Source organism: Brevibacillus sp. NPDC003359 (assembly GCF_042878995.1).
Classification (GTDB): Bacteria; Bacillota; Bacilli; order Brevibacillales; family Brevibacillaceae; genus Brevibacillus.
Genome location: NZ_JBIAOR010000001.1, coordinates 1,402,478 through 1,425,633, shown reverse-complemented (window position 1 = coordinate 1,425,633; position 23,156 = coordinate 1,402,478). Strand labels below are relative to the sequence as shown.

Genomic DNA, 23,156 nt, shown 5'->3' with positions numbered 1-23,156 from the left:
TTGAAGCAACGTATAATAACAGGCCTGATTGGTGGGGCTGCGTTTCTATTATTGATGTATGCTGGTGGAGCTTGGTACTCACTTTTGGTGTTTTTACTGGCTGTCATTGGCTATTTTGAATTTATGAGAATGGCTGGCATTCAGTCATTTTATTTGGCAGGATTGCTCGGATATGTATTGATGTTAAGCATTTTGTGGCCGTCTCTGTTATTTTCGGATTGGCTCAGTATCAGCATGCCGGATCTGATGCTGCCCGTCATCCTGCTCTTGTTGATTTACTCCGTTTTACGGAAAAATCAGTTTCACATTGAACACGTCGCCCTTACGTTGGTGGGGGCGTTATACATAGGCTACGGTTTTACTTATATGGCCGCTACCCGAAACCTTCCAGAAGGATTCATGCTTACGGTCATGGTCATTATGGGAATTTGGTCGACTGATTCGGGCGCCTATTTTGTCGGAAAAGCAATAGGTAAGCGTAAACTGTGGCCAGAAATAAGTCCAAACAAGACTGTGGAAGGGGCCATAGGAGGTCTTGTCGCTTCTGTCTTGATTGTTCTTTCCATCAATGCAAGCTTTGGCCATTTGGCGATTGATCAGGCTTTGACCATCGCATTAGTTGCGGGGATCGTCGGGCAATTGGGTGATTTGGTTGAGTCGGCTTTCAAGAGGCATTTCCATGTAAAAGATTCAGGACAGCTCATTCCAGGTCACGGGGGCGTTTTGGATCGCTTTGATAGCTTTTTGCTCGTCTTTCCGGTTCTACATCTATTAGGTATTGTCTAAAACCTTTTGCATATAGAAAGAGATATAGAGGGTGAAATCTGTGAAAAAAATAGCGCTCTTAGGTTCAACGGGGTCAATTGGAACGAGCACGCTCGAGGTCGTAGACCAGCATCCTGAGGATTTTTCGGTGGTGGCTATGGCTGCTGGCACAAACGTCGATCTATTGACTCGCCAGGTAGAAAAATTCAAGCCAGAGCTCGTTTCTGTAGGAAATGAGCAGGCTGCCGTTGAACTGCGAGATAGATTGGCGGGCAAGTCTCAACCAGAAATCGTTTATGGTGCGGATGGATTGGAACTGGTTGCCCGTCATGAAGCTGCCAATTTCGTTATGACCGCTGTTGTCGGCAGTGTAGGGGTCGCACCTACACTTGCTGCGATCGAGGCGGGAAAAACAATTGGACTGGCCAATAAAGAGACACTAGTGAGCGCTGGCCCTGTCGTCATGAAACGAGCGAAAGAAAAAGGCGTATCGATTATTCCAGTAGACAGCGAGCATTCAGCTGTCTACCAATGTCTGCAAGGAGAGCGCAAGGAAGATGTGGCACGGGTCATTTTGACCGCTTCAGGCGGTTCCTTCCGTCACCTCTCGCGCGAGGATCTGCAACAAGTGACAGTAGAGCAGGCATTGGCTCATCCGAATTGGAGCATGGGTGCAAAAATTACCATCGATTCTGCTACCATGATGAACAAAGGTTTCGAAGTGATTGAAGCTCATTGGCTGTTTGATCTGTCTTATGAGCAGATCGAATGCGTATTGCATTATGAAAGTATCATACACTCTATGGTAGAATACAAAGACAGAGCGGTCATGGCCCAACTTGGTACACCGGATATGAAGGTTCCGATTCAGTACGCCATGAGCTATCCCATCAGAAAAGAACTGCCTACGGAACCACTTGATTTGGTCAAAATCGCCACGCTTCATTTTGCAGCCATGGATTATGAACGCTATCCTCTGTTAAAATTAGCGTATGAGTGCGGTATAGCAGGTGGTACGCATACGGCAGTACTGAATGCAGCCAATGAGGTCGCAGTTGATAGGTTCTTGAAGGGAGCAATCAGTTTTTTAGACATCGAAAAGGTCGTCCGAAAAACTTGCGAAGCTCACCCTGGTGTAGCGAGTCCAGAGCTTGCAGATATTTTTGCAGCTGATGAGTGGGCACGCTCTTATGCGCTCGTCTCCATCTAAGGAATTTGAGTGTTAGATACTTGACAGAAAGGTGGCTGTTCACTTGCCTTTGCCCAACCTGGATTCCGTTGAATCAATTCTCGCGATTGTAGTTGTATTTGGGGTACTTGTCTTTGTGCACGAACTAGGACACTTCCTTCTGGCCAAGAGGGCAGGGATCTTATGTCGTGAATTTGCACTGGGAATGGGGCCAAAAATTTTTCGCGTGAAGCGGGGAGAAACGGAATACACCCTTCGCCTTTTACCCATCGGAGGACTTGTTCGCATGGCGGGGGAAGACCCGGAGATGGATATGTTGAAACCGCACATGGAAGTAAGCGTGGAGCGGGATGCGTTAGGAAAGGTCACACATATTTTGCTCGATGGGCCAAGTTCTGGTTCTGCTCGTGCGATCACCGGTACGGTGGTACAATTTGATCTGGAGCAAAATTTAAATATCGTGCTTGAACTGGATGGAGAGCAGAAGACGTTTGCTGTTCATCCACAGGCTCATCTGGTTAAGGATGGACAAGAAGTACAGATTGCCCCTCTGAACAGACAGTTCAAAGGCAAGACAGTATCACAACGTTTTTGGGCGATTTTTGCAGGACCTGCGGCCAACTTTCTGCTGGCGTTTGTTTTGTTTATCGTGATCGGCTTCTTGTACGGCGTACCGAATGGCAGCCATCTGGGGAATGTGATCCCGGGAGGACCTGCTGCACAAGCTGGATTATTGCCAGGTGATAAGGTGATCGCGATTCAAGGTCAGCCTGTTTCCTCGTGGAAAGACGTTGTCGAGAAGATTAGTAAAGCGCCGGACCAACAATTAACCTTTGAGTACGAGCGCAATGGCCAGCGTATGACTGTGCCAGTTAAAGTAGGGAAAGACGAAAACAACGTGGGCAAAATCATGGTTACTAATGCACTCACCTTTGCCCCAGGAGAAGTTCTGAAATACGGTGCAACCTCCACTTACGATTTTACGATGATGATCTTGAAAAGCTTGGGAATGCTCGTAACGGGGGAATACGGACTGAAGGATTTGAGTGGTCCAGTCGGTATTTTCAAGATGACTGGAGAGGTTGCCCAACAAGGTATGGCGATTCTGCTGAAATGGGCTGCTGTATTGAGCATTAACCTTGGATTGTTCAATCTGTTGCCGTTGCCAGCTTTGGATGGCGGACGTCTCGCTTTCTTGGGAGTAGAGGCGCTGCGTGGTCGACCTGTTGACCCACATAAAGAAGGAATGGTTCATTTCTTGGGTTTTGCCTTTTTGATGTTGCTGATTTTAGTAGTGACTTGGAACGATCTGCAACGATTGTTCTCCTAATCACGTACTAACACGATAGAAAGAAAAACAGACATATGTAAAAGGATGGTGCAAAATGTTCAAGCGCGAGGAGACGAAACCGGTTTTTGTAGGTGGAGTGCAAATCGGGGGCCAAAAAAGCGTTGTCATCCAGTCGATGACGACAGCAGACACGCGTGATGTAGAAAAAACTCTGGCCGAGATTCAGAGACTGCACGATGTCGGTTGCCAAATTGTTCGCTTGGCCGTCATCAATGAAGATGCAGCCCGTGCCATCAAAAAAATTAAAGAACGCTCCCCATTGCCGCTTGTTGCCGACATTCACTTCGATCACAAGCTCGCATTGATTGCACTGGAGAGCGGGATTGATAAAATCCGGATCAACCCGGGAAACATCGGTTCGAAAGAAAAAACGCAACGCGTAGTGGAAGCGTGCCGTGAGCGCAATGTACCAATCCGTATCGGTGTCAACTCAGGTTCAGTTGAGAGAAGACTTTTGGAAAAATACGGTTATCCTTCCCCAGAAGCGATCGTAGAAAGTGCGATGGACCACGTGCAAATTCTGGAAGACTTGAACTACGACAACATTGTCATTTCCTTGAAGTCTTCTGATGTACCGACGATGATCCAAACGTATTCGTTGATGGCACAGAAGCGCAACTATCCTCTGCATGTTGGTGTGACAGAAGCAGGTACACAGTTTTCGGGCAGCATTAAGTCTTCAGTTGGAATCGGAACGGTATTGTCGATGGGAATCGGTGACACCATCCGCGTATCCCTGACGGCTGACCCTGTTGAAGAAATTAAAGTAGGGAAACAAATCCTTCGCAGCTTGGATATCGTGAACAACGATCCAGTTGTCATTGCATGCCCATCTTGTGGTCGATGCGCAATTGACCTGATCGGCCTAGCGACAAAAGTCGAGGATGCTGTTTCCACGCTGAAAGTTCCGTTAAAAGTAGCGGTAATGGGTTGCGCGGTAAATGGTCCTGGTGAAGCTCGTGAAGCAGATGTAGGCGTTGCCGGCGGAAATGGCGAGGGCTTGATTTTCCGTAATGGTGAAATTGTTCGGAAAGTAAAAGAAACCGAGTTGTTTGAAGAGCTGATGAAGGAAATTAACGAAATAGTAAACGAGCAAAAACCTACAACCGTAGGGTAATGCACGTTGATTGCTGATAAGGCATAAGGAGGACACGCACGTGTTGAAGCAAAGTCAAATGTTGATCCCTACCCTGCGGGAAGTTCCATCCGACGCGGAGATTGCCAGCCACAAGCTACTGCTCCGCGCAGGTATGGCCCGCCAATTGGCTTCCGGTATTTATACGTACCTGCCCCTGGCGCTCCGTTCCCTGCACAAAATCCAAGCGATAGTGCGTGAAGAAATGAACAATGCTGGGGGACAAGAGCTGTTGATGCCAGCGATGCAACCAGCTGAGCTGTGGCATCAAACGGGTCGCTGGGATGTATACGGTCCCGAGCTCGTTCGCCTGCGTGATCGTCATGATCGTCCTTTTGCCTTGGGTCCAACCCACGAAGAAGTCATTACGAGTCTCGTGCGTGATGAAATAAATTCATACAAAAAACTCCCGATCAACCTTTATCAAATTCAAACCAAATTCCGTGATGAAGTGCGTCCACGCTTCGGCTTGATTCGTTGCCGCGAGTTTATTATGAAGGATGCTTACTCTTTTGATACGTCACAGGAAGGTTTGGATCGCAACTTCCAGGCTATGTACGATGCGTACACAAACATCTTTACCCGTGTAGGCTTGAACTTCCGTGCAGTAGAAGCGGATGCAGGTGCTATTGGCGGAAAAGGCACTTACGAATTCATGGCGTTGTGCGAAATTGGAGAAGACACGATTGCTTATTCTGAAGAAGGCGATTATGCGGCCAACTTGGAAAAGGCAGAAGTCGTGTACAAGCCATCTGCTAAGCCTGCAACAGAAGCGCCAGCTCGAGAAAAATTGCATACGCCTGGCACCAAAACAATCGACCAATTGGTGCAAGCACTGCAAATCGAAGCAAAGCAAATCATCAAGAGCCTCATTTATCGCGTAGACGACAAGCTGGTTATGGTGCTGGTGCGTGGCGATCATGAGATCAATGAAGTGAAGCTGAAAAACTTGTATGATGCGGCGATCGTAGGGCTCGCTTCTGAAGCGGATATCGTTTCGGTAACAGGTGCGCCTGCAGGTTTTGTTGGCCCAGTTGGCATTGATCCTGAAAAAGTGGAAATCATTGCGGACAATTTTGTTCAAGATGTTTATGATGGTGTCGTCGGTGCCAATGAAACAGACTATCATCTGACACACGTCGTTGCTGGCCGTGATTTCACGGTTTCCCAGTACGCTGACTTGCGCAACATTACAGAAGGCGACGAATGCCCTCGTACAGGTGGAGTCATCAAGTTTGCACGTGGTGTGGAAGTGGGTCACGTATTCAAGCTGGGTACAAAATACTCGACAGCGATGGGTGCTACGTACCTGGATGAGAACGGTCGCAGTCAACCGATGATCATGGGTTGCTACGGAATCGGTGTATCTCGTACAATTGCAGCAGTAATCGAGCAGTGCAATGATGAAAATGGTATTATTTGGCCAGTATCTGTTGCACCTTTCCATGTACATGTGATTCCGGTCAATGTTAAAGTAGAAGAGCAACGCCAAGTCAGTGAACAAATTACAGAAGCATTGCGCAAGGCTGGCGTAGAAGTGTTGTTTGACGATCGTCCTGAGCGTGCTGGCGTGAAATTTAAAGATGCTGATTTGATTGGATTACCTCTGCGTATTACGGTTTCCGATAAAGCGGCTCAAGAAGGAACCGTTGAAGTGCGAATCCGCAAAAACGGTGAAACACATGATGTGAAGCTGGATCAATTGGTCGATGAAGTGAAAGGCTTCTTATCTCGTGTTGACCAAACTGGAGCTGCGTTGTTCGGCAACTAGTTGTTGCAGGAATAAGAAGGATTTTGTCGAATTTTTACGGGGTACTCCCCTAGTTTAACGGGGAGTGCCTCTTTTTCTTGTTTGAACGCTCACTTATAGGGAAGGTGGGAAAACCGTGGACCGTTTACAAGAGCAAAAACATCGCTTCTCCCTATTGGTCAAGCAAATGGAAGTTCCTGACGAATGGGTGGAGCGATTTTTTCTTGATGCTCAGATTGAAAAGTTAGAGCTGTATAAGCAAAACAAAGAATGGATTTTTCACTTTGCCCTCCCGAGAATGATTCCTGCGGATGTTTATGCAGCTTTTACCAAGCGATTGACGCATACATTTTCACATCTTGCCAAAGTAGACACCCGATTTCACTATCACCAAAAGCCGTCTCTCGATCATGTAGTCGAAGAGTATTGGGATGTCTTACTGGCAGGGCTGGAGCCAACGCTGAACTCCTTGGCGGGTACTATGCGTCAAGCACGAAAGCAAGTCGACCAACAGGAAGTCAAGGTGTACTTGCCAACGGAGATGTCCGTTGAGGTAGCCAAGCGTAAACGTGCGGATAATGAGCTTTTGGCTGCTTTCCAGAAAGCTACCGACTGCTCGATGCGTTTTACTTTCCATGGGGAAGAAAGCGATGACGCGTATAAGGCTTTTGAACAGCAACGTAAAGAGGAAGAACGTGCTCTCGTTGAAGTTGTGATGACGGCAGTTCAACAAGAGAGCAAATCGTCTGATAAAGCTGATTCTGTCACTACGCTCATGATGGGCTATGAAATCAAAGATGCACCGATCCCGATTTGCGAGATTCAAGATGAGGAACGCCGTATCGTCATCCAAGGAACAGTATTTAACGTAGAAGTCAAAGAGCTTCGCAGTGGACGCCATTTGCTCACGTTCAACGTGTCAGACTATACGGATTCTCTCACGGTGAAGATGTTCTCCCGCGATAAAGAAGACGTGAAAATGCTTGAATTGCTGAAAGACGGCATGTGGGTAAAAGTACGGGGAAGTGTACAGCATGACACATTTGTACGCGATCTTGTCATGAATGCCAATGATTTGAATCAGATTGAGCAGGTTATTCGCAAAGATCACGCGGAAGAAAAACGTGTCGAGCTCCACTGCCATACGCCGATGAGTGCGCTGGATGCCGTTGCATCCGTAAAATCACTGGTCTCGACGGCAGCAAAGTGGGGCCATAAAGCGATTGCTGTCACTGACCATGGCGTCGTGCAAGCCTTCCCAGAGGCGTATTCGCTTGCCAAAAAGAACAACATCAAATGCATTCTCGGTATGGAAGCGTATGTAGTCGAGGATGGTATCGATATTGTTTACAACCTGCAACCGGACAATAATCTTTCCATTGATGAGAACACAGAATACGTTGTCTTTGATACGGAGACGACTGGTTTGAACGCCTCAGAGCATACGATCATCGAAATCGCTGCGGTCAAAATGAAGGGCGCAGAAATTGTTGATCAATGGACAGAGCTGATCGACCCACAGTTGGAGATAGGACCGAAAACAACGGAGATCACAGGTATTACTAACGAGATGCTCCGCGGGCAAGAGACACTTGATGTAGTGCTGCGCAAATTTAAGGATTTTGCTGGCGATGGTATTCTTGTCGCGCATAACGCGGAGTTTGACAAAGCATTCATCAACGCATGTGCCAAACGGATTGGCATGGAACCGTGGAACAATCCATTTTTAGATACGTTGCCATTAGCTCGGTTGATGTACAAAGGAATGCGCAATTATCGTTTGGGATCATTAGCCAAAAAGTTTAACGTGGATCTAATTAATGCTCACCGTGCGTTGGACGATACCGTGGCACTTGCCCAGGTGTTCCAGCAGATGTTGAAGGATATAAAGGAAGCACAGATCCAATCGCTCGCGGAGCTAAATGAAAAAAGCAACGAAGAGGCGGACTACAAGAGTGGACGTCCATTCCATGCGACGATTCTCGTGCAAAATAAAGAAGGCCTCAAAAATTTGTACAAGCTCGTAAGCCGCTCCCATGTGGAAACCTTCTTCCGTTGGCCTCGTATCCAGCGCAGCCAGTTGACCAAGCACCGGGAAGGCTTGCTAATCGGGACAGCATGCAAGGACGGCGAGCTGATGCAGTCGATTTTGCGCGGTAAGTCACCTGAAGAGTTGAAGGAAGTAGCAGCTTTTTACGACTATATAGAATTACAGCCCATTGCTCATTACTCACCTCTGTTGCGTAATGAAGAAATTCCGTCGCTTGATACGATGAAGGGCTATCATCAAAAGATCGTAGAGATGGGAAAAGAGCTCGGCAAGCTGGTCGTAGCGACAGGGGATGTGCATTTCCTGAATCCCCAAGATGAAATTTTTCGTGATGTTTTCTTATTGTCAAAAGGTGATCCGACTGCAGGCAACCAGCCGCCTCTTTACTTCCATACAACGGAAGAGATGCTGGAGGCGTTCTCCTTCTTGGGAGAAGAGACCGCAAAAGAAATTGTCGTGACAAACACGAATGGCATCGCGGACATGATTGAGGATATTAGTCCCATTCCAGACAAGCTGTACACGCCAATCATTGAAGGGGCGGACGATGAGCTTCGTCAAATGTGCTATGACAAAGCCAGGGCGTTGTATGGTGACCCATTGCCTGAACTGGTCGAGCATCGCTTGGAAAAAGAATTGAACAGTATCATCAAGCACGGCTTCGGTGTGATTTATTTGATTTCACAGCGTTTGGTAACGAAATCGTTGAATGACGGTTATCTGGTAGGTTCACGTGGGTCTGTAGGCTCGTCTTTTGTTGCGACGATGTCTGAGATTACAGAGGTAAACCCATTACCTCCTCACTATCGCTGCCCAAATTGCAAGCACAGTGAATTCATCACAGACGGTTCTATCGCCTCCGGTTTTGACTTGGAGGACAAGGTATGCACAGAATGTGGTACCAGCTATGCCAAGGATGGACAAGATATTCCGTTCGAAACGTTCCTTGGGTTTAAAGGGGACAAGGTACCAGATATTGACTTGAACTTTTCCGGTGACTATCAACCACGTGCTCATAAGTACACACAAGAACTGTTCGGACCAGAATACGTTTATCGTGCCGGAACGATAGGTACTGTTGCGGAAAAAACAGCGTATGGATACGTGCGAAAATATGCCGATGAACGAGGCATGACCTTGCGTAATGCGGAGATCTCTCGGATCGTGAACGGGTGCACAGGTGTAAAAAGAACGACAGGACAGCATCCAGGCGGAATTATTGTAGTTCCAGACTACATGGAGATTGAGGATTTCTGTCCCATCCAGTTCCCGGCGGACGATAACGAGTCAGAATGGCGCACGACACATTTCGACTTCCACTCCATTCACGATAACTTGCTGAAACTCGATATTCTGGGACACGATGATCCGACCGTCATTCGTATGCTGCAGGACTTGACGGGGATGGACCCTAAGACCATTCCACTCGACGATAAAAAGACCATGTCCATCTTCAGCACCACCGAAGCGTTGGGGGTCACACCGGAACAAATAGGTACAAACATGGGGACACTTGGTATCCCGGAGTTTGGAACCAAATTCGTACGTCAGATGTTAGAAGACACGAAACCGACTACATTTGCCGAGCTCGTTCAGATTTCTGGACTATCACACGGTACGGACGTTTGGTTGAACAACGCGCAAGACTTGATCCGCAACGGCACTTGCAAGCTGCCGGATGTAATTGGTTGTCGTGACGATATCATGGTTTACTTGATTTACAAAGGGCTAGAGCCTTCTCGTGCCTTTAAAATCATGGAGTCCGTGCGTAAGGGTAAAGGGGTTCCTGAGGACGATCAAGAAGAAATGCGCAATAACAATGTGCCAGAATGGTATATTCAGTCGTGCCAGCGGATCAAGTACATGTTCCCGAAGGCGCATGCGACTGCTTACGTCATGATGGCTGTGCGGATTGCTTACTTTAAGGTACATCGTCCACTGGAGTTTTACGCGACCTACTTCACTGTTCGCGCAGATGATTTTGACATCCCGCTGATGGTCAAAGGCTCAGCAGCGATTAAGCAAAAGATCGAAGAGATCGAGGGTAAGGGGCACGATGCGCAGCCTAAGGAAAAAGCGTTGCTGACTGTATTGGAGATGGCGCTGGAGATGATAGAGCGCGGCTACCGTTTTACCAACGTCGATTTGTACAAATCGGACGCCACTCGCTTCTTGATCGAGGGTGAATCCTTGATCGCTCCATTTAACGCCCTGCCTGGCTTAGGGACGAACGCAGCGATCAGTATCGTAGCTGCGAGAGAGCAAGGAGAGTTTTTGTCCAAGGAAGACCTCCTATCCCGTTCTCGCATCTCCAAGACCATATTGGAGTTCTTGGACGAGCAGGGTGCCTTGAAAGGGTTGCCAGAATCCAATCAGCTATCCTTGTTCTAAGGAGCACTGTCAAGGCAGACAGTCATCCAAAGGTTGTCAGCGGAGGGCTGTTATGCTATAATTTTTTTGGAAATACTGGTTTTATACGCATGGCTGATCGAGAGTGGGGAAACCCACTCTTTCTTTCTGGCTACACCTCATGGTTCAAATGAGAAGGAGGTACTTGCTTGAGCAAGGTAACGATCATCGTCACTGAACTCGTCACGCCCATTGTAGAAGATGTGGGTCTGGAGCTGGTTGACATCGAGTACAAAAAGGAAGGCAGCAACTGGTTTCTGCGCGTGTTTATCGACAATGAAACTGGCAACATCGACATTGATGACTGCCGCCTTGTCAGCGAGAAGCTGAGCGAAAAACTAGACGAAGTAGATCCCATCCCTACTGCATACTTTTTAGAAGTATCTTCGCCGGGTGCTGAGCGCCCATTGCGCAAGGATAAGGATTTCACAAAAGCTGTCGGCAGAAATGTGCATATCACAACAAAAGAGCCAATAGAAGGTGCAACTACGTTCGAAGGCGAACTGATATCCTATGAGGATGGCAAGCTGACAGTAAAAGAAGCAAAGAAAACGTATGTAATTTCCCAAGAGCAAATTGACACGGCTAGAATGGCAATTATTTTTTAGTTGTCGTGGCCAGTGTTAGCCTGTGGTAAGTAAAGGAGGAGGCAACGAAAGTCATGAACGGCGATTTTATCGAGGCTTTAGAAGCCATTGAGAGAGAGAAAGGCATCACCAAAGACGTACTGATCGAGGCCATCGAAGCGGCTCTTATCTCTGGATACAAACGTAACTTCAACTCGGCCCAAAATGTGCGGGTGGATGTAAATCGTCATTCAGGTATGGTGCGTGTGTTTGCGCGGAAGAGCGTAGTCGAAGAGGTTTTGGACGTGCGCCTTGAGATCTCTCAAGAAGCAGCACAAGAAATCGATCCTAACTTCCGTCTGGAGGACATCGTCGAAATTGAGGTAACGCCTCGTGATTTCGGTCGTATTGCCGCTCAGACAGCGAAGCAAGTGGTTACGCAGCGTATTCGCGAAGCGGAGCGCGGTTTGATCTACAGCGAGTTTATTGAGCGTGAAGACGACATCGTAACAGGCGTCGTTCAGCGTATGGACGCTCGCAATTATTACATTGATCTGGGTAAGGCGGAAGCCGTTATGCCGATCACCGAAAAAATGCCATCTGAAGATTTTAAATCACAAGATCGTGTGAAGGCATACATCATCAAAGTAGAGAAAACCACTAAAGGACCGCAAATCGTCGTTTCCCGTACTCACCCGGGGCTTTTGAAGCGTCTCTTCGAATTAGAAGTGCCAGAAATATATGACGGTGTGGTTGAAATCAAATCTGTTGCGCGTGAAGCTGGTGATCGCTCGAAGATCGCTGTGCATTCCATCAATGCAGATGTTGATCCAGTAGGGGCTTGTGTCGGTCCAAAGGGCATGCGCGTCCAAACGATCGTTACTGAGCTTAAAGGAGAAAAGATCGACATTGTTCGTTGGTCTGAAGATCCTGCCGAGTACGTAGCCAATGCACTCAGCCCTGCAAAGGTTCTGCATGTTGAGGTTAACGTTGCGGAGAAGGTTACACGTGTGATCGTTCCCGATTATCAATTGTCACTGGCGATTGGTAAACGCGGCCAAAACGCACGCCTGGCAGCCAAGCTGACTGGCTGGAAGATCGATATTAAGAGCGAGTCCCAAGCCGACCAAGAAGGCATCGCTTATCCAAAAGAAGTAGAGAGCGATGAAGGGACGGACAACGTATAATCATGAAGCAAAAAAAGATCCCGTTGCGTAAGTGCATTGTTTGCCAAGGAATGTTTCCGAAAAAGGAATTAATCCGCGTCGTCCGGACGCCAGAAGAAGAGATCGTCATTGATCTTGCTGGAAGGGCGGCGGGACGCGGTACCTATGTGTGTCGGCAGGAAAGCTGTCTGAAGCCGGATGCGTTCGCATCGGGAAAATGGAAAAAAGTGCTGGAACGTGCCCTCAATATGTCCATCTCCCAAGAAAAGTATGATGCTTTCCGTGAGAAATGGCTGGAGATGATGGGAAAATGACCCCAAAAGCAGCACAATTACTCGGATTGGCGATGCGTGCGAGAAAGATCGTCACCGGGGAGGAACTGGTCATTACCGCTGTTCGTAATGGGCAGGCCCGCCTGGTTTTGCTCGCATCAGATGCATCAGACAATACCGCCAAGAAAGTAAAGGATAAATGTTCCTATTACGGTGTCTCATGTGTAACCACTGGCGACCGACATTCATTGGGACACGCAATCGGAAAAGATGGGCGCGTTACCGTGGCGGTAACCGATGGGAAATTGGCCGAAAGCATTCAGCGTCTGCTCACCTAACTGAGAAAGGGTGAAGTATATTTGAAGACACGTGTGTATGAATATGCCAAACAGCACAACATGAGCAGCAAGGAAATCCTCAATTTGCTAAAACGATTGAATATAGAAGTAGCAAATCATATGAGTATCATGGAAGAAGGGACGATTAAGCGGATCGAGGATCACATGGCCAAATTGCGTTCTGGTGCCAAACCGGAAACGCGTAGCACACCTAGTGATGCAAGACCTAAACAAACGGACGATCAACGACGCCCCATCGACTCCAGAGGACAACAGATCAAACCCCAGCAGCAAGCGGGGCAAGCTCAAATGGTTAGAAATGACAGACCAAATAATGATCGTGGAGGAAGTACCTCAAACACCAATCGTCCAGCTATCAACAGTGGAGGTAGCAATTCCGATCAAAGTAGTCCTCAGCATGGAAAAAATCAGGGGAAGAATCAGGAGAGAAAACCAAACAATATGAGAAGTCAACCCGCAAAGCCGAATGATCGCAAGCCACAAGGTAACCAGCAACGACCACAAGGCCAAGGCCAACAAAGACCACAGAACAATCAGCAACGACCGCAAAACCAACAGCGTCCAGCTCAGAAAGCTGCGTCTACCACTCAACCTACTGCTAACCAAACAGAGGGACGTACTGGTGAAGAGTTTGAAGACAAAGTTAAACTTCCTTCAAACGTAGGAAATGTAGGTACGGAAAAACGTGAGAAAATCAAAAAGGGTCCACAGACTCAAAAGACTTTTGAAGATAATAAAAAAAGTCAGCCGTTCCGTGGTGGTGGTAATAACCGCTACAACAACAACCGCCGTGGCAATAATTCGCGTGGTGGTCAAAAGACACCGCGTCCTGTTTTTGACCCACCAACAAAGATCACATTTACAGAGTCTTTGACTGTAAACGAATTGGCTGTTAAGCTTCGCAAAGAACCTGCAGAAGTAATTAAAAAGTTGTTTAACTTGGGGATCATGGCAACGATTAACCAATACCTCGATCGCGAAGCCATTGAACTCATTTGCACGGATTACGGTATTGAAGTCGAAGAAAAAATCATCATTGATGAGACAAACTTCGAGACGTTGGAAGAAGTTGATGCACCAGAAAGCCTTTTGGAACGCCCGGCTGTTGTTACGATCATGGGTCACGTTGACCACGGGAAAACAACATTGCTCGATGCGATCCGCTCTACTAACGTAGTAGCAGGAGAAGCAGGCGGAATTACTCAGCATATCGGTGCGTACCAAGTAGAGATCAAAGGAAAGAAAATTACTTTCCTGGATACTCCTGGTCACGCGGCCTTCACAACCATGCGTGCTCGTGGCGCTCAAATTACAGACATTACCATTCTGGTAGTTGCAGCAGATGATGGTGTTATGCCACAAACCGTAGAGGCAATCAGCCATGCAAAAGCGGCAAATGTTCCAATCATCGTAGCGGTAAACAAGATTGATAAACCAGAAGCCAATATGGATCGGATCAAGCAAGAGTTGACCGAGTATGAGCTGGTTGCCGAAGAGTGGGGCGGCGAGACGATTTTCTCCCCATTGTCTGCAAAGCAACGTACAGGTATTGAAGAACTGCTTGAGTACATCTTGCTCGTATCCGAAGTACAAGAACTGAAAGCAAACCCAGACAAGCGTGCTCGTGGTACTGTAGTGGAAGCAGAGCTTGACAAGGGACGCGGTCCAGTTGCAACCATCCTGGTTCAACAAGGTACTCTCCGCGTAGGTGATCCTATCGTTGTCGGTTCCGCATTTGGACGTGTGCGTGCGATGGTTAACGACAAAGGACGCCGCCTGAAGGAAGCTGGTCCATCTACACCAGTAGAAATTACTGGTTTGAATGATGTACCACAAGCAGGTGACCAATTCCGTGTCTTTGAAGACGAGAAAAAGGCTCGCGCAATTGGGGAAGCACGTGCATCCAAGCAGCGTGAATCCGAGCGTCGTGAGAGCTCCCGCGTATCTTTGGATGACTTGTTCCAACACATCCAAGAAGGCGACATCAAAGAGTTGAACCTGATTGTAAAAGGTGACGTACAAGGTTCTGTAGAAGCTCTGCGTGGTTCTTTGGAAAAAATCGATGTCAACGGCACGCGTGTGAAAATCATTCATACAGGTGCTGGGGCGATTACGGAATCCGATGTTACCTTGGCAAATGCTTCGAATGCCATCATCATTGGTTTCAACGTACGTCCTGAACCGAATGCACGCAGCATGGCTGAACAAGAGAAAATCGACATTCGCCTGCACCGTGTCATCTACACTGTAATCGAAGAGATCGAGTCTGCTCTCAAAGGTATGCTTGATCCAGTCTTCAAAGAAAATATTATCGGCCAAGCTGAGATTCGTGAAGTGTTCAAAGTATCCAAAGTCGGAAACATTGCAGGTTGCTATGTGACTGAAGGTAAATTGAGCCGCGATGCTGGTGCGCGTTTGATCCGTGAAGGCATTGTAATTTATGAAGGTAAGCTCGATACCCTCAAGCGCTTCAAAGATGATGCGAAAGACGTTGCAGCTGGCTATGAGTGCGGTCTGACTTTGGAACGCTTCAATGACCTCAAAATCGGCGACGTAATCGAAGCATTCGTCATGGTTGAAGTGAAACAATAATGATAGCAGGTGTGCAGATTGAACTGTTTCTGCCCGCTAGCCAAAACCTGAAAGAAAAACGGGCCATCGTCAAAAGTCTGATCGGCAAGCTGCGGAGCCGATTCCATGTCTCCGCGGCAGAGGTGGCTTATCTCGAGCAATGGCAGCGTACCGTGTTGGGTATCGCTGCCGTTGCTAATGAGATTTCTTTTTTACAAAAAGAAATGCAGGCTGTCATTCGATTCGTGGAAAACAATCCAGAGGTAGAGTTGATTCGCGTGGATACGGAATACTACGATTAAAGAGCGGCCAGCGGAGGTGAAAATCGATGAACAAAACACGTATCAGCCGCGTAGGCGAAGAAATCAAAAAAGAATTGAGCCTCGTATTGCAGCGTGGACTCAAAGACCCTCGTGTCGGTTTCGTAACAGTAACAGATGTAGAGGTAAGCAGTGACCTGCAATTGGCAAAAGTATTTGTCAGCATTTTTGGCAGTGAGGAAGAGCGTAAAGCTTCTCTTGCCGGTTTGACAAAAGCAAAAGGTTATTTGCGTACGGAGATCGGGAAACGCGTAAAGCTGCGTCACATTCCTGATTTTGTATTCAAGCTGGACGAGTCTATTGACTATGGCAGCAAAATTGAATCAATCCTGCGGGAAATCTCCACAGAGGGAGAGAAACAGGATGAATCTTAATCAAATGGCAGTACAGGAAGCGGCGCGGTTTATGCAGGAGCACGACCGCTTCCTGGTTCTCTCTCATGTAAGTCCTGACGGAGATGCGACAGGATCTGCTTTGGGAGTCGTGCTCATGCTAGAGCAATTGGGTAAAGAGTATGTGGTTGTAAATGAAGGAGAGACACCGGTCAAGTTTAACTTCTTGCCGCGGTTTGACCGACTTTATAACCTGCGCAAACAACCACTGAACGAGACGTTCGGGGCCGTTATCGCCGTAGACTGCGCGGATGAATCGCGGATGGGCGATGTACGGTCTTTATTTGCGTCTGGCGCTGTTTTGCTGAATATCGATCACCACCCGACCAACGATCATTTTGGAACGGTAAACCTGGTTCGTCCGGATGCAGCCGCAACAGCAGAGGTTTTGTTTGATGTTGCAGAAGCAGCAGGGGTTTCTTTCAATGAAGAGCTTGCGCTGTGCATCTATACGGGCCTTCTGACGGATACAGGCGGTTTCCGCTATTCGAATACATCACCGCGCGTCATGGAAATCGCAGCTCGATTGCTCGGATACGGTGTGAAGCCAGGAGACGTAGCAGAGCGCTGTCTGGAGGAAATCACTTTTGCTCATGTGAAAGTATTGCGACGTGCTCTCCAAACCTTGCAACTGTCCCATCAAAATCTGGTTGCCTCCATCACGGTTTCAGTTGCAGATTTTGCCGAAGTGGGTGCGGAACGAGAAGATGCTGGTGGATTGGTGAATTACTGCCGCAACATTGAAGGAGTCGAGGTCGGCGTTTCTTTTGTGGAAGCGCAACCAGGAGTGGTCAAGGTGAGCATGCGCGCTCGCGATCGGGTTGACGTAGCGGTCATTGCTAAACAGCTCGGTGGCGGTGGACATGCAAAAGCAGCGGGATGCACGATCAAAGGACCACTTTCGGAAGTACAGCAAAAAGTATGGACTGTGCTGGACGATGCAGTAGGAGTGAAATTCGATGAGTAACGTGAACGGCGTGCTGGTTATCGACAAACCAGCTGGTATGACTTCCCATGATTGTGTAGCACGTATTCGTCGATTGTATGGAACGAAAAAAGTGGGGCATACGGGTACACTGGATCCAGATGTGACAGGTGTACTCCCCATTTGTGTGGGACACGCAACGAGGTTAGTTGAATATTTGCAAGAGCTGCCTAAGCGCTATGATGTAGTCATGCGCCTCGGCTCAACTACCACGACAGAAGACGCTTCCGGAGAAATGGTGGAGCAAGCTATTGTAGATGCAGCATCGATTACGACGGAGCGTATTCAAGCGCTGTTCGAGTCCTTTTTGGGTGAAATGGAGCAAGTGCCTCCCATGTTCTCTGCGGTAAAGGTAAACGGCAAGCGGCTGTATGACCTGGCTCGTGAAGGCACCGTGATCGAGCGGCAGGCACGAAAAGTGACGTTGTATGAGCTGACACTTCATAAGATTAGCGTGGATGGGGACAATGTCGATGTTGCTTTCACGTGCACGTGCTCCAAAGGCACATACATGCGCACCTTATGTGTTGACCTCGGACGCGCTCTGGGTTATCCTGCCCATATGAAGCTGTTGCGGCGAATAAAAAGCGGCCCGTTCCTGGAGCAAGAGGCAATCCACCTCCAGCAAATAGAGGAACAGGCAGCAAACGGGGAAGACATTTCCCGCTACTTGGTCTCCATCCCCCAGGCAATCTCGTTCTTACCATCGTTTCAGGTTAAGCCAGAACGGACCAAAGCAGTACGCAATGGACTTGCGACCGCGCTTCCAGGCGTCACTGCGGAGGAAGGAAGTTTGATTTGCTTGTTTGAAGGGGAAGAATTACTCGGCATCCATCGGGTATGCTGTGGAGACAAAGGACTTTTCGCCAAGCCAGAAAAAGTCTTTCCAGCCGAGGTGTAATCCGTGAAAACGATCTACCTGACATACCCGTTTCCGTCTGACCTGCAAGCGAATCCTTGTGCGATTGCACTGGGGTACTTTGATGGTGTACATATTGGGCATCGCCGTGTAATCCAAAAGGCGATTGATACAGCGAAAGCAAACGGATGGCAAAGTACGGTAGTGACCTTTGATCCGCATCCTCGAGAAGTATTGGGGCAAAGCGGTTATACCCGCTATTTGACACCACTTGCAGACAAGCTCGAGCAATTTGAAAAGATGGGCGTAGAAACCACCTATGTGATGAAGTTCGATATTAGCTTTGCGGCTATTTATCCAGAAGATTTCATCGCGGAATGCATTCTCCCATTGGAATGCCGCCATATTGTCGTTGGCTTCGACTACACCTTTGGTTATCGCGGGATGGGGACTGCCCATACCTTGCAAGAAATGAGCCAAGGTCGCTATGGGCTCGACATAGTGGGGCCGGTTAATCGCTTGGGTGAAAAAGTTAGCAGTACCATCATCCGTGAATATCTTCATCATGGGGATGTTGAGCAGGTTCGCCATCTGCTGGGCCGCTCCTACAAAGTGCGCGGGACAGTCGTGCATGGAGATAAACGTGGTCGTACCATTGGCTTTCCTACAGCTAACGTCCAAGTGAATCAGCCGTATTTGATCGGAAAAAACGGGGTCTACGGTGTTCGCTTTACCGTGGATGAACATAGCTACTATGGTGTCATGAACGTAGGGATCAAACCTACATTTGAACTGGAGAAAAAAGAAAAGTCACTAGAGGTGCACATTTTTGAGTTCTCCGGTGAAATCTATGACAAAGAAGTTGAAGTAGAGTTCCTTTTCTACATTCGGGAAGAACAGAAATTTGCTGGAGTCGATGCACTCATCGCGCAAATTGGACGAGATGTACAAACGGCGAAGCAAAAAATCGCAGAGGGAATCTCGTAAAGGATTCTCTTTGCTTTTCACAAAATGGTATGCTATAATTCATAACGTTGTACAGATAACCGTAGCTTGGCTGTCCGATTCTCACCGACGGCAGACTCGGCGAACGGTATAAAAAATTAGGAGGTGAGTCATGATGGCATTGACTCAAGAACGTAAAACTCAACTGATTCAAGAGTTCCGTACTCATGAGAACGACACCGGTTCACCGGAAGTGCAAATCGCTATCTTGACCGAAAACATTAACAATCTGAACGGACACTTGCGTACGCACAAGAAAGATCACCACAGCCGTCGTGGTCTCTTGAAAATGGTTGGTCAACGTCGTAACCTGTTGACATACCTGCGTGAAGCAGATGTTCAACGCTATCGTTCGGTAGTAGACCGTCTGGGTCTGCGCCGCTAATCAGCGTTTTGTAAAAAGCGGGTTCTTCCCGCTTTTTCTATCGTGTAGGAGGGTTTGGCGTAGCAATGCGCTAAGCCCATCCGAAACGAGTAAAAAGCTGGAAACAATTTGCTTGCTTTCATTAGCTTCACAAAAGAAGCTTTTTTTATTATCTAGAACGACTGCCAAAGGTACCCATTTAATTTTTATCACGGCAGGAAATAATACATATAGGTAGAAAACAAAGTGTGAAATGCACATTGTTGTGAAGGAGGACTGCTAGCATCATGGAGCAACAATACCGTACATATGACTTCGAACTGGCAGGCCGAAAACTGACCCTGGAATTTGGCAAAATGGCTAAACAGGCGCATGGTTCGGTCTTGGTTCGTTACGGCGATACAGCAATCCTGTCTGCAGTTACAGTCTCGAAGGAACCAAAACCACTTGACTTCTTTCCACTGACTGTCAACTATGAGGAGCGTCTCTATGCGGTTGGGAAAATTCCTGGCGGCTTTATTAAGAGAGAAGGACGTCCAAGCGAAAAGGCGATTTTGGCTAGCCGCTTGATTGACCGCCCTGTCCGCCCTCTTTTTGCAGAAGGATTCCGTAACGATGTACAAATCGTAAATACTGTTCTGTCTGTGGATCAAGACTGCTCACCAGAAATCGCTGCGATGCTCGGTACTTCCGCAGCGCTAAGCGTTTCAGAGATTCCTTTTGAAGGACCGATTGCAGGAGTGATCGTAGGACGAATTGACGGAGAGTTTGTCATCAACCCTACTGTAGCGCAAGCGGAGAAAAGCGATATTCACCTGACTGTCGCAGGTACGCACAAAGCGATTAACATGGTGGAAGCAGCAGCGAATCAAGTGCCGGAAGCAGTGATGCTCGAAGCGATCATGGCAGGTCATGACGTTATTAAGCAACTGGTAGAATTCCAAAACATGATCGTATCCGAAATTGGCAAGCAAAAGATGGAAGTCATCTTGCATGAGGTTAATCCTGAAATCAATCAAGCTGTGCGTGCATATGCGGAAGCTCGCTTGAAAGAAGCTGTTCGCATTGAAGAAAAACAAGCGCGCTACGATGCTATTGACGATATCAAGGCAGAAACCAAAGAGCATTTTGCTGCCAAGGACCCTGATGCTTATCCAGAGCAGGAAAAGATGATTAGCGAAGTACTTGGCAATATTGTCAAGGATGAGGTTCGCCGTCTGATTACTGACGAGAAAGTTCGCCCTGATGGACGAGCTCTGAACGAAATCCGCCCGCTGTCCAGTGAGACAACCATTCTTTCCCGCACACATGGCTCTGCTATGTTTACCCGCGGTCAAACACAGGCGCTGAGCGTTTGCACATTGGGCGCGCTGGGAGATGTTCAAATTCTCGATGGACTCGGTCTGGAAGAATCGAAGCGTTTCATGCACCACTACAACTTCCCGCCGTATAGCGTGGGTGAAGCACGTCCGTTGCGTCCTCCTGGGCGTCGTGAAATCGGACACGGTGCGTTGGGTGAGCGTGCAATTGAGCCGATCATTCCATCTGAGGTAGAGTTCCCATACACGATTCGTCTCGTATCAGAAGTCATTGAATCCAACGGTTCCACATCGCAAGCGTCGATTTGCGCGAGCGTACTTGCTCTGATGGATGCAGGTGTACCGATCAAAGCACCAGTAGCAGGTATTGCGATGGGCTTGATTATGAGCAAAGATGAGAAATCTTTCTCGATCCTGACTGATATTCAAGGTATGGAAGATCATTTGGGAGACATGGATTTCAAAGTAGCGGGTACGGAGGCTGGTGTAACGGCTATCCAAATGGACATCAAAATTTCCGGTATCAACCGTGAGATTTTAGAACTCTCTTTGGAGCAAGCGCGTGTAGGTCGTTTGCACATCCTGAACCATATGATGAGCACGATTTCCGAACCGCGTAAAGAACTGTCTCCTTATGCACCAAAAATCATGACCATGACGATCAATCCGGAGAAAATTCGCGATGTAATCGGTCCACAAGGTCGTGTCATCAATAAGATTATCGAAGAAACCGGCGTAAAAATCGACATTGAACAAGATGGACGTGTCTTCATCGCATCCATCAACCACGAAGCGAATCTGCGCGCGAAACAAATCATTGAAGATCTGGTTCGTGAAGTAGCTGTTGGTCAGGTGTACCTGGGGACAGTAAAACGCGTAGAGAAGTATGGTGCGTTTATCGAGTTGTTCGCAGGCAAGGAAGGCTTGTGCCACATCTCTCAACTGGCTGAAGAGCGTGTAGCCAAAACAGAAGATGTTGTCGCAGTTGGTGATAAAGTAGAAGTGAAAGTAACCGAGATCGACGACCAAGGTCGTGTGAATCTCTCTCGCAAAGCAGTTTTGAAAGAGCAAGCTGCTGAAGCACAAGCTGCTGAAACACCAACACAAGCAGAATAAAGAAAAACAAAAGGCTTCGTCACTCGAAGAAATTCGTGTACGGAAGCTTTTTTCTTTTGTGTGCCAGATGCTCCCGTTTCGTATGTCTAAGTCGTTCCTTCCCCTCATACATTGGACAAGAGAGACTCGTACGAGCGATAGAGGAGGGCGACGCCCTAATGACGAATAGGACCAGGAGACTTTGGTTCACAGTTGTATATGGCGCAGTGCTGATCGTTCTCTTGAATTATCAGCCTATTCATCATTACATCAGTACGGTAAAAAATGCCCAAGTAGTGAATGGAGATATCAACGAAAACGAAAAGGCGCGTTTACGGGCGCAGATTGAAAAGTGGAAAGAGGACAGAGAGGAACAGCCGATAGATGCCGTCGTCGATCAGACGTGGAAGGCCATTCCCGGCTATAATGGCCGTGTAGTCGATGTAGAAGCTTCGCTCAATAAAATGCTGGCTGCGGGTGTGTCCAGTCCAGATTTGCTGGTATACAAGGAAATACCTCCAGCTGTTTCACTTGAGCAATTAGGAGCACATCCCATTTATCGAGGAAATCCAAATAAACCAGCGATTTCTTTTATGATCAACGTGGCCTGGGGAAATGAGTATCTCGATTCGATGCTCAATACGCTCGATAAACATAAGGTTAAGACAACTTTCTTTCTGGATGGCTCTTGGGTAAAACGTTATCCAGAAGAAGCAAAAAAGATCATGGCTCGTGGCCATGAGATTGGGAATCATGCGTATTCCCATCCTGATATGAACACACTGGGGACACAACGGATTCATCAAGAGATAAGTCGTACGCAAGATGTTATTTATAAAACGCTGGAAGTGAAGCCTTTACTGTTTGCACCGCCATCTGGTGCTTTTAACCAACGCGTTGTACAAATCGCGCATTCGCCTTTTCAAATGAAGACGATTCTATGGACGGCGGATACAATAGACTGGCAGAAACCTTCGCCTGCTTCCGTGATCAATAAAATTAGCCGTAAAATGGGGAATGGTGTCCTCGTACTGATGCATCCTACTTCTACCTCGGAAGCCAGTTTAGATCAACTTCTGACGATCGCCAAAAAGAAGGGGCTACAACCGACGACTGTTTCGGAGGTCATATCGAGTGGTAGACTCCCGTCACCGTAAATACATGTTCATTTATTGTGGAGACAAAGGAAGTTTGCTATAGTTAGACGTGTTTACAAGGAAATTCCCCGAGTTTG

General features: G+C 47.7%; 19 protein-coding genes. All 19 read left to right on the top strand.

Annotated features, from left to right (window positions below; all coding sequences use genetic code 11):
- Window positions 1–786: a phosphatidate cytidylyltransferase gene (locus ACFYU8_RS06385; RefSeq protein ID WP_390294771.1), complete on the top strand. Its 786-nt coding sequence runs from the start codon at window positions 1–3 to the stop codon at window positions 784–786.
- Window positions 787–826: 40 nt separating this feature from the next.
- Window positions 827–1,975, top strand: coding sequence for a 1-deoxy-D-xylulose-5-phosphate reductoisomerase (locus ACFYU8_RS06380; protein ID WP_390294773.1), 1,149 nt, complete (start codon window positions 827–829; stop codon window positions 1,973–1,975).
- 43 nt (window positions 1,976–2,018) lie between these two features.
- Window positions 2,019–3,284 carry an RIP metalloprotease RseP gene (gene rseP / locus ACFYU8_RS06375; RefSeq protein WP_390294775.1) on the top strand — a complete coding sequence of 422 codons (1,266 nt, stop codon included), beginning with the start codon at window positions 2,019–2,021 and terminating at the stop codon, window positions 3,282–3,284.
- Between the two features lie 55 nt (window positions 3,285–3,339).
- Entirely contained in the window at window positions 3,340–4,422 is a 1,083-nt protein-coding gene (gene ispG / locus ACFYU8_RS06370; RefSeq protein WP_390294777.1) for a flavodoxin-dependent (E)-4-hydroxy-3-methylbut-2-enyl-diphosphate synthase, read from the top strand.
- A gap of 43 nt (window positions 4,423–4,465) precedes the next feature.
- Window positions 4,466–6,211 carry a proline--tRNA ligase gene (locus ACFYU8_RS06365; protein ID WP_390297214.1) on the top strand — a complete coding sequence of 582 codons (1,746 nt, stop codon included), beginning with the start codon at window positions 4,466–4,468 and terminating at the stop codon, window positions 6,209–6,211.
- 115 nt (window positions 6,212–6,326) lie between these two features.
- Window positions 6,327–10,631: a PolC-type DNA polymerase III gene (locus ACFYU8_RS06360; RefSeq protein WP_390294779.1), complete on the top strand. Its 4,305-nt coding sequence runs from the start codon at window positions 6,327–6,329 to the stop codon at window positions 10,629–10,631.
- A 167-nt stretch (window positions 10,632–10,798) separates the two neighbouring features.
- On the top strand, window positions 10,799–11,257 hold the full coding sequence (gene rimP, locus ACFYU8_RS06355) for a ribosome maturation factor RimP (RefSeq protein ID WP_390294781.1): 459 nt from the start codon (window positions 10,799–10,801) through the stop codon (window positions 11,255–11,257).
- 53 nt (window positions 11,258–11,310) lie between these two features.
- Window positions 11,311–12,402, top strand: coding sequence for a transcription termination factor NusA (gene nusA, locus ACFYU8_RS06350; protein ID WP_390294784.1), 1,092 nt, complete (start codon window positions 11,311–11,313; stop codon window positions 12,400–12,402).
- A gap of 2 nt (window positions 12,403–12,404) precedes the next feature.
- Window positions 12,405–12,695, top strand: a complete 291-nt coding sequence (rnpM, locus tag ACFYU8_RS06345) for an RNase P modulator RnpM (RefSeq protein WP_390294786.1) — start codon at window positions 12,405–12,407, stop codon at window positions 12,693–12,695.
- Window positions 12,692–12,991 (top strand): YlxQ family RNA-binding protein, encoded by a 300-nt coding sequence (locus ACFYU8_RS06340; protein ID WP_016743350.1) that lies wholly within the window; start codon window positions 12,692–12,694, stop codon window positions 12,989–12,991. The genes rnpM and ACFYU8_RS06340 overlap by 4 nt, the downstream gene beginning before the upstream one ends.
- A gap of 21 nt (window positions 12,992–13,012) precedes the next feature.
- Window positions 13,013–15,604: a translation initiation factor IF-2 gene (infB, locus tag ACFYU8_RS06335; RefSeq protein ID WP_390294788.1), complete on the top strand. Its 2,592-nt coding sequence runs from the start codon at window positions 13,013–13,015 to the stop codon at window positions 15,602–15,604.
- On the top strand, window positions 15,604–15,885 hold the full coding sequence (locus ACFYU8_RS06330) for a DUF503 domain-containing protein (RefSeq protein WP_390294790.1): 282 nt from the start codon (window positions 15,604–15,606) through the stop codon (window positions 15,883–15,885). Before infB ends, ACFYU8_RS06330 begins: the two co-directional genes overlap by 1 nt.
- 26 nt (window positions 15,886–15,911) lie before the next feature.
- Window positions 15,912–16,277, top strand: a complete 366-nt coding sequence (gene rbfA, locus ACFYU8_RS06325; protein WP_007719226.1) for a 30S ribosome-binding factor RbfA — start codon at window positions 15,912–15,914, stop codon at window positions 16,275–16,277.
- The gene (locus ACFYU8_RS06320; RefSeq protein WP_390294793.1) at window positions 16,267–17,262 is read left to right on the top strand and encodes a DHH family phosphoesterase; all 996 of its coding nucleotides are present in this window, start codon (window positions 16,267–16,269) and stop codon (window positions 17,260–17,262) included. The genes rbfA and ACFYU8_RS06320 overlap by 11 nt, the downstream gene beginning before the upstream one ends.
- Complete coding sequence (truB, locus tag ACFYU8_RS06315; RefSeq protein ID WP_390294796.1) at window positions 17,255–18,181, top strand: tRNA pseudouridine(55) synthase TruB; 927 nt, start codon at window positions 17,255–17,257, stop codon at window positions 18,179–18,181. Before ACFYU8_RS06320 ends, truB begins: the two co-directional genes overlap by 8 nt.
- Before the next feature lie 3 nt (window positions 18,182–18,184).
- Window positions 18,185–19,126: a bifunctional riboflavin kinase/FAD synthetase gene (locus tag ACFYU8_RS06310; RefSeq protein WP_390294798.1), complete on the top strand. Its 942-nt coding sequence runs from the start codon at window positions 18,185–18,187 to the stop codon at window positions 19,124–19,126.
- A gap of 133 nt (window positions 19,127–19,259) precedes the next feature.
- Complete coding sequence (gene rpsO / locus ACFYU8_RS06305) at window positions 19,260–19,529, top strand: 30S ribosomal protein S15 (RefSeq protein WP_015891708.1); 270 nt, start codon at window positions 19,260–19,262, stop codon at window positions 19,527–19,529.
- A 266-nt stretch (window positions 19,530–19,795) separates the two neighbouring features.
- Window positions 19,796–21,943 (top strand): polyribonucleotide nucleotidyltransferase, encoded by a 2,148-nt coding sequence (gene pnp / locus ACFYU8_RS06300; protein WP_390294800.1) that lies wholly within the window; start codon window positions 19,796–19,798, stop codon window positions 21,941–21,943.
- Window positions 21,944–22,101: 158 nt separating this feature from the next.
- On the top strand, window positions 22,102–23,079 hold the full coding sequence (locus ACFYU8_RS06295; RefSeq protein ID WP_390294802.1) for a polysaccharide deacetylase family protein: 978 nt from the start codon (window positions 22,102–22,104) through the stop codon (window positions 23,077–23,079).
- Window positions 23,080–23,156 lie beyond the last annotated feature (77 nt).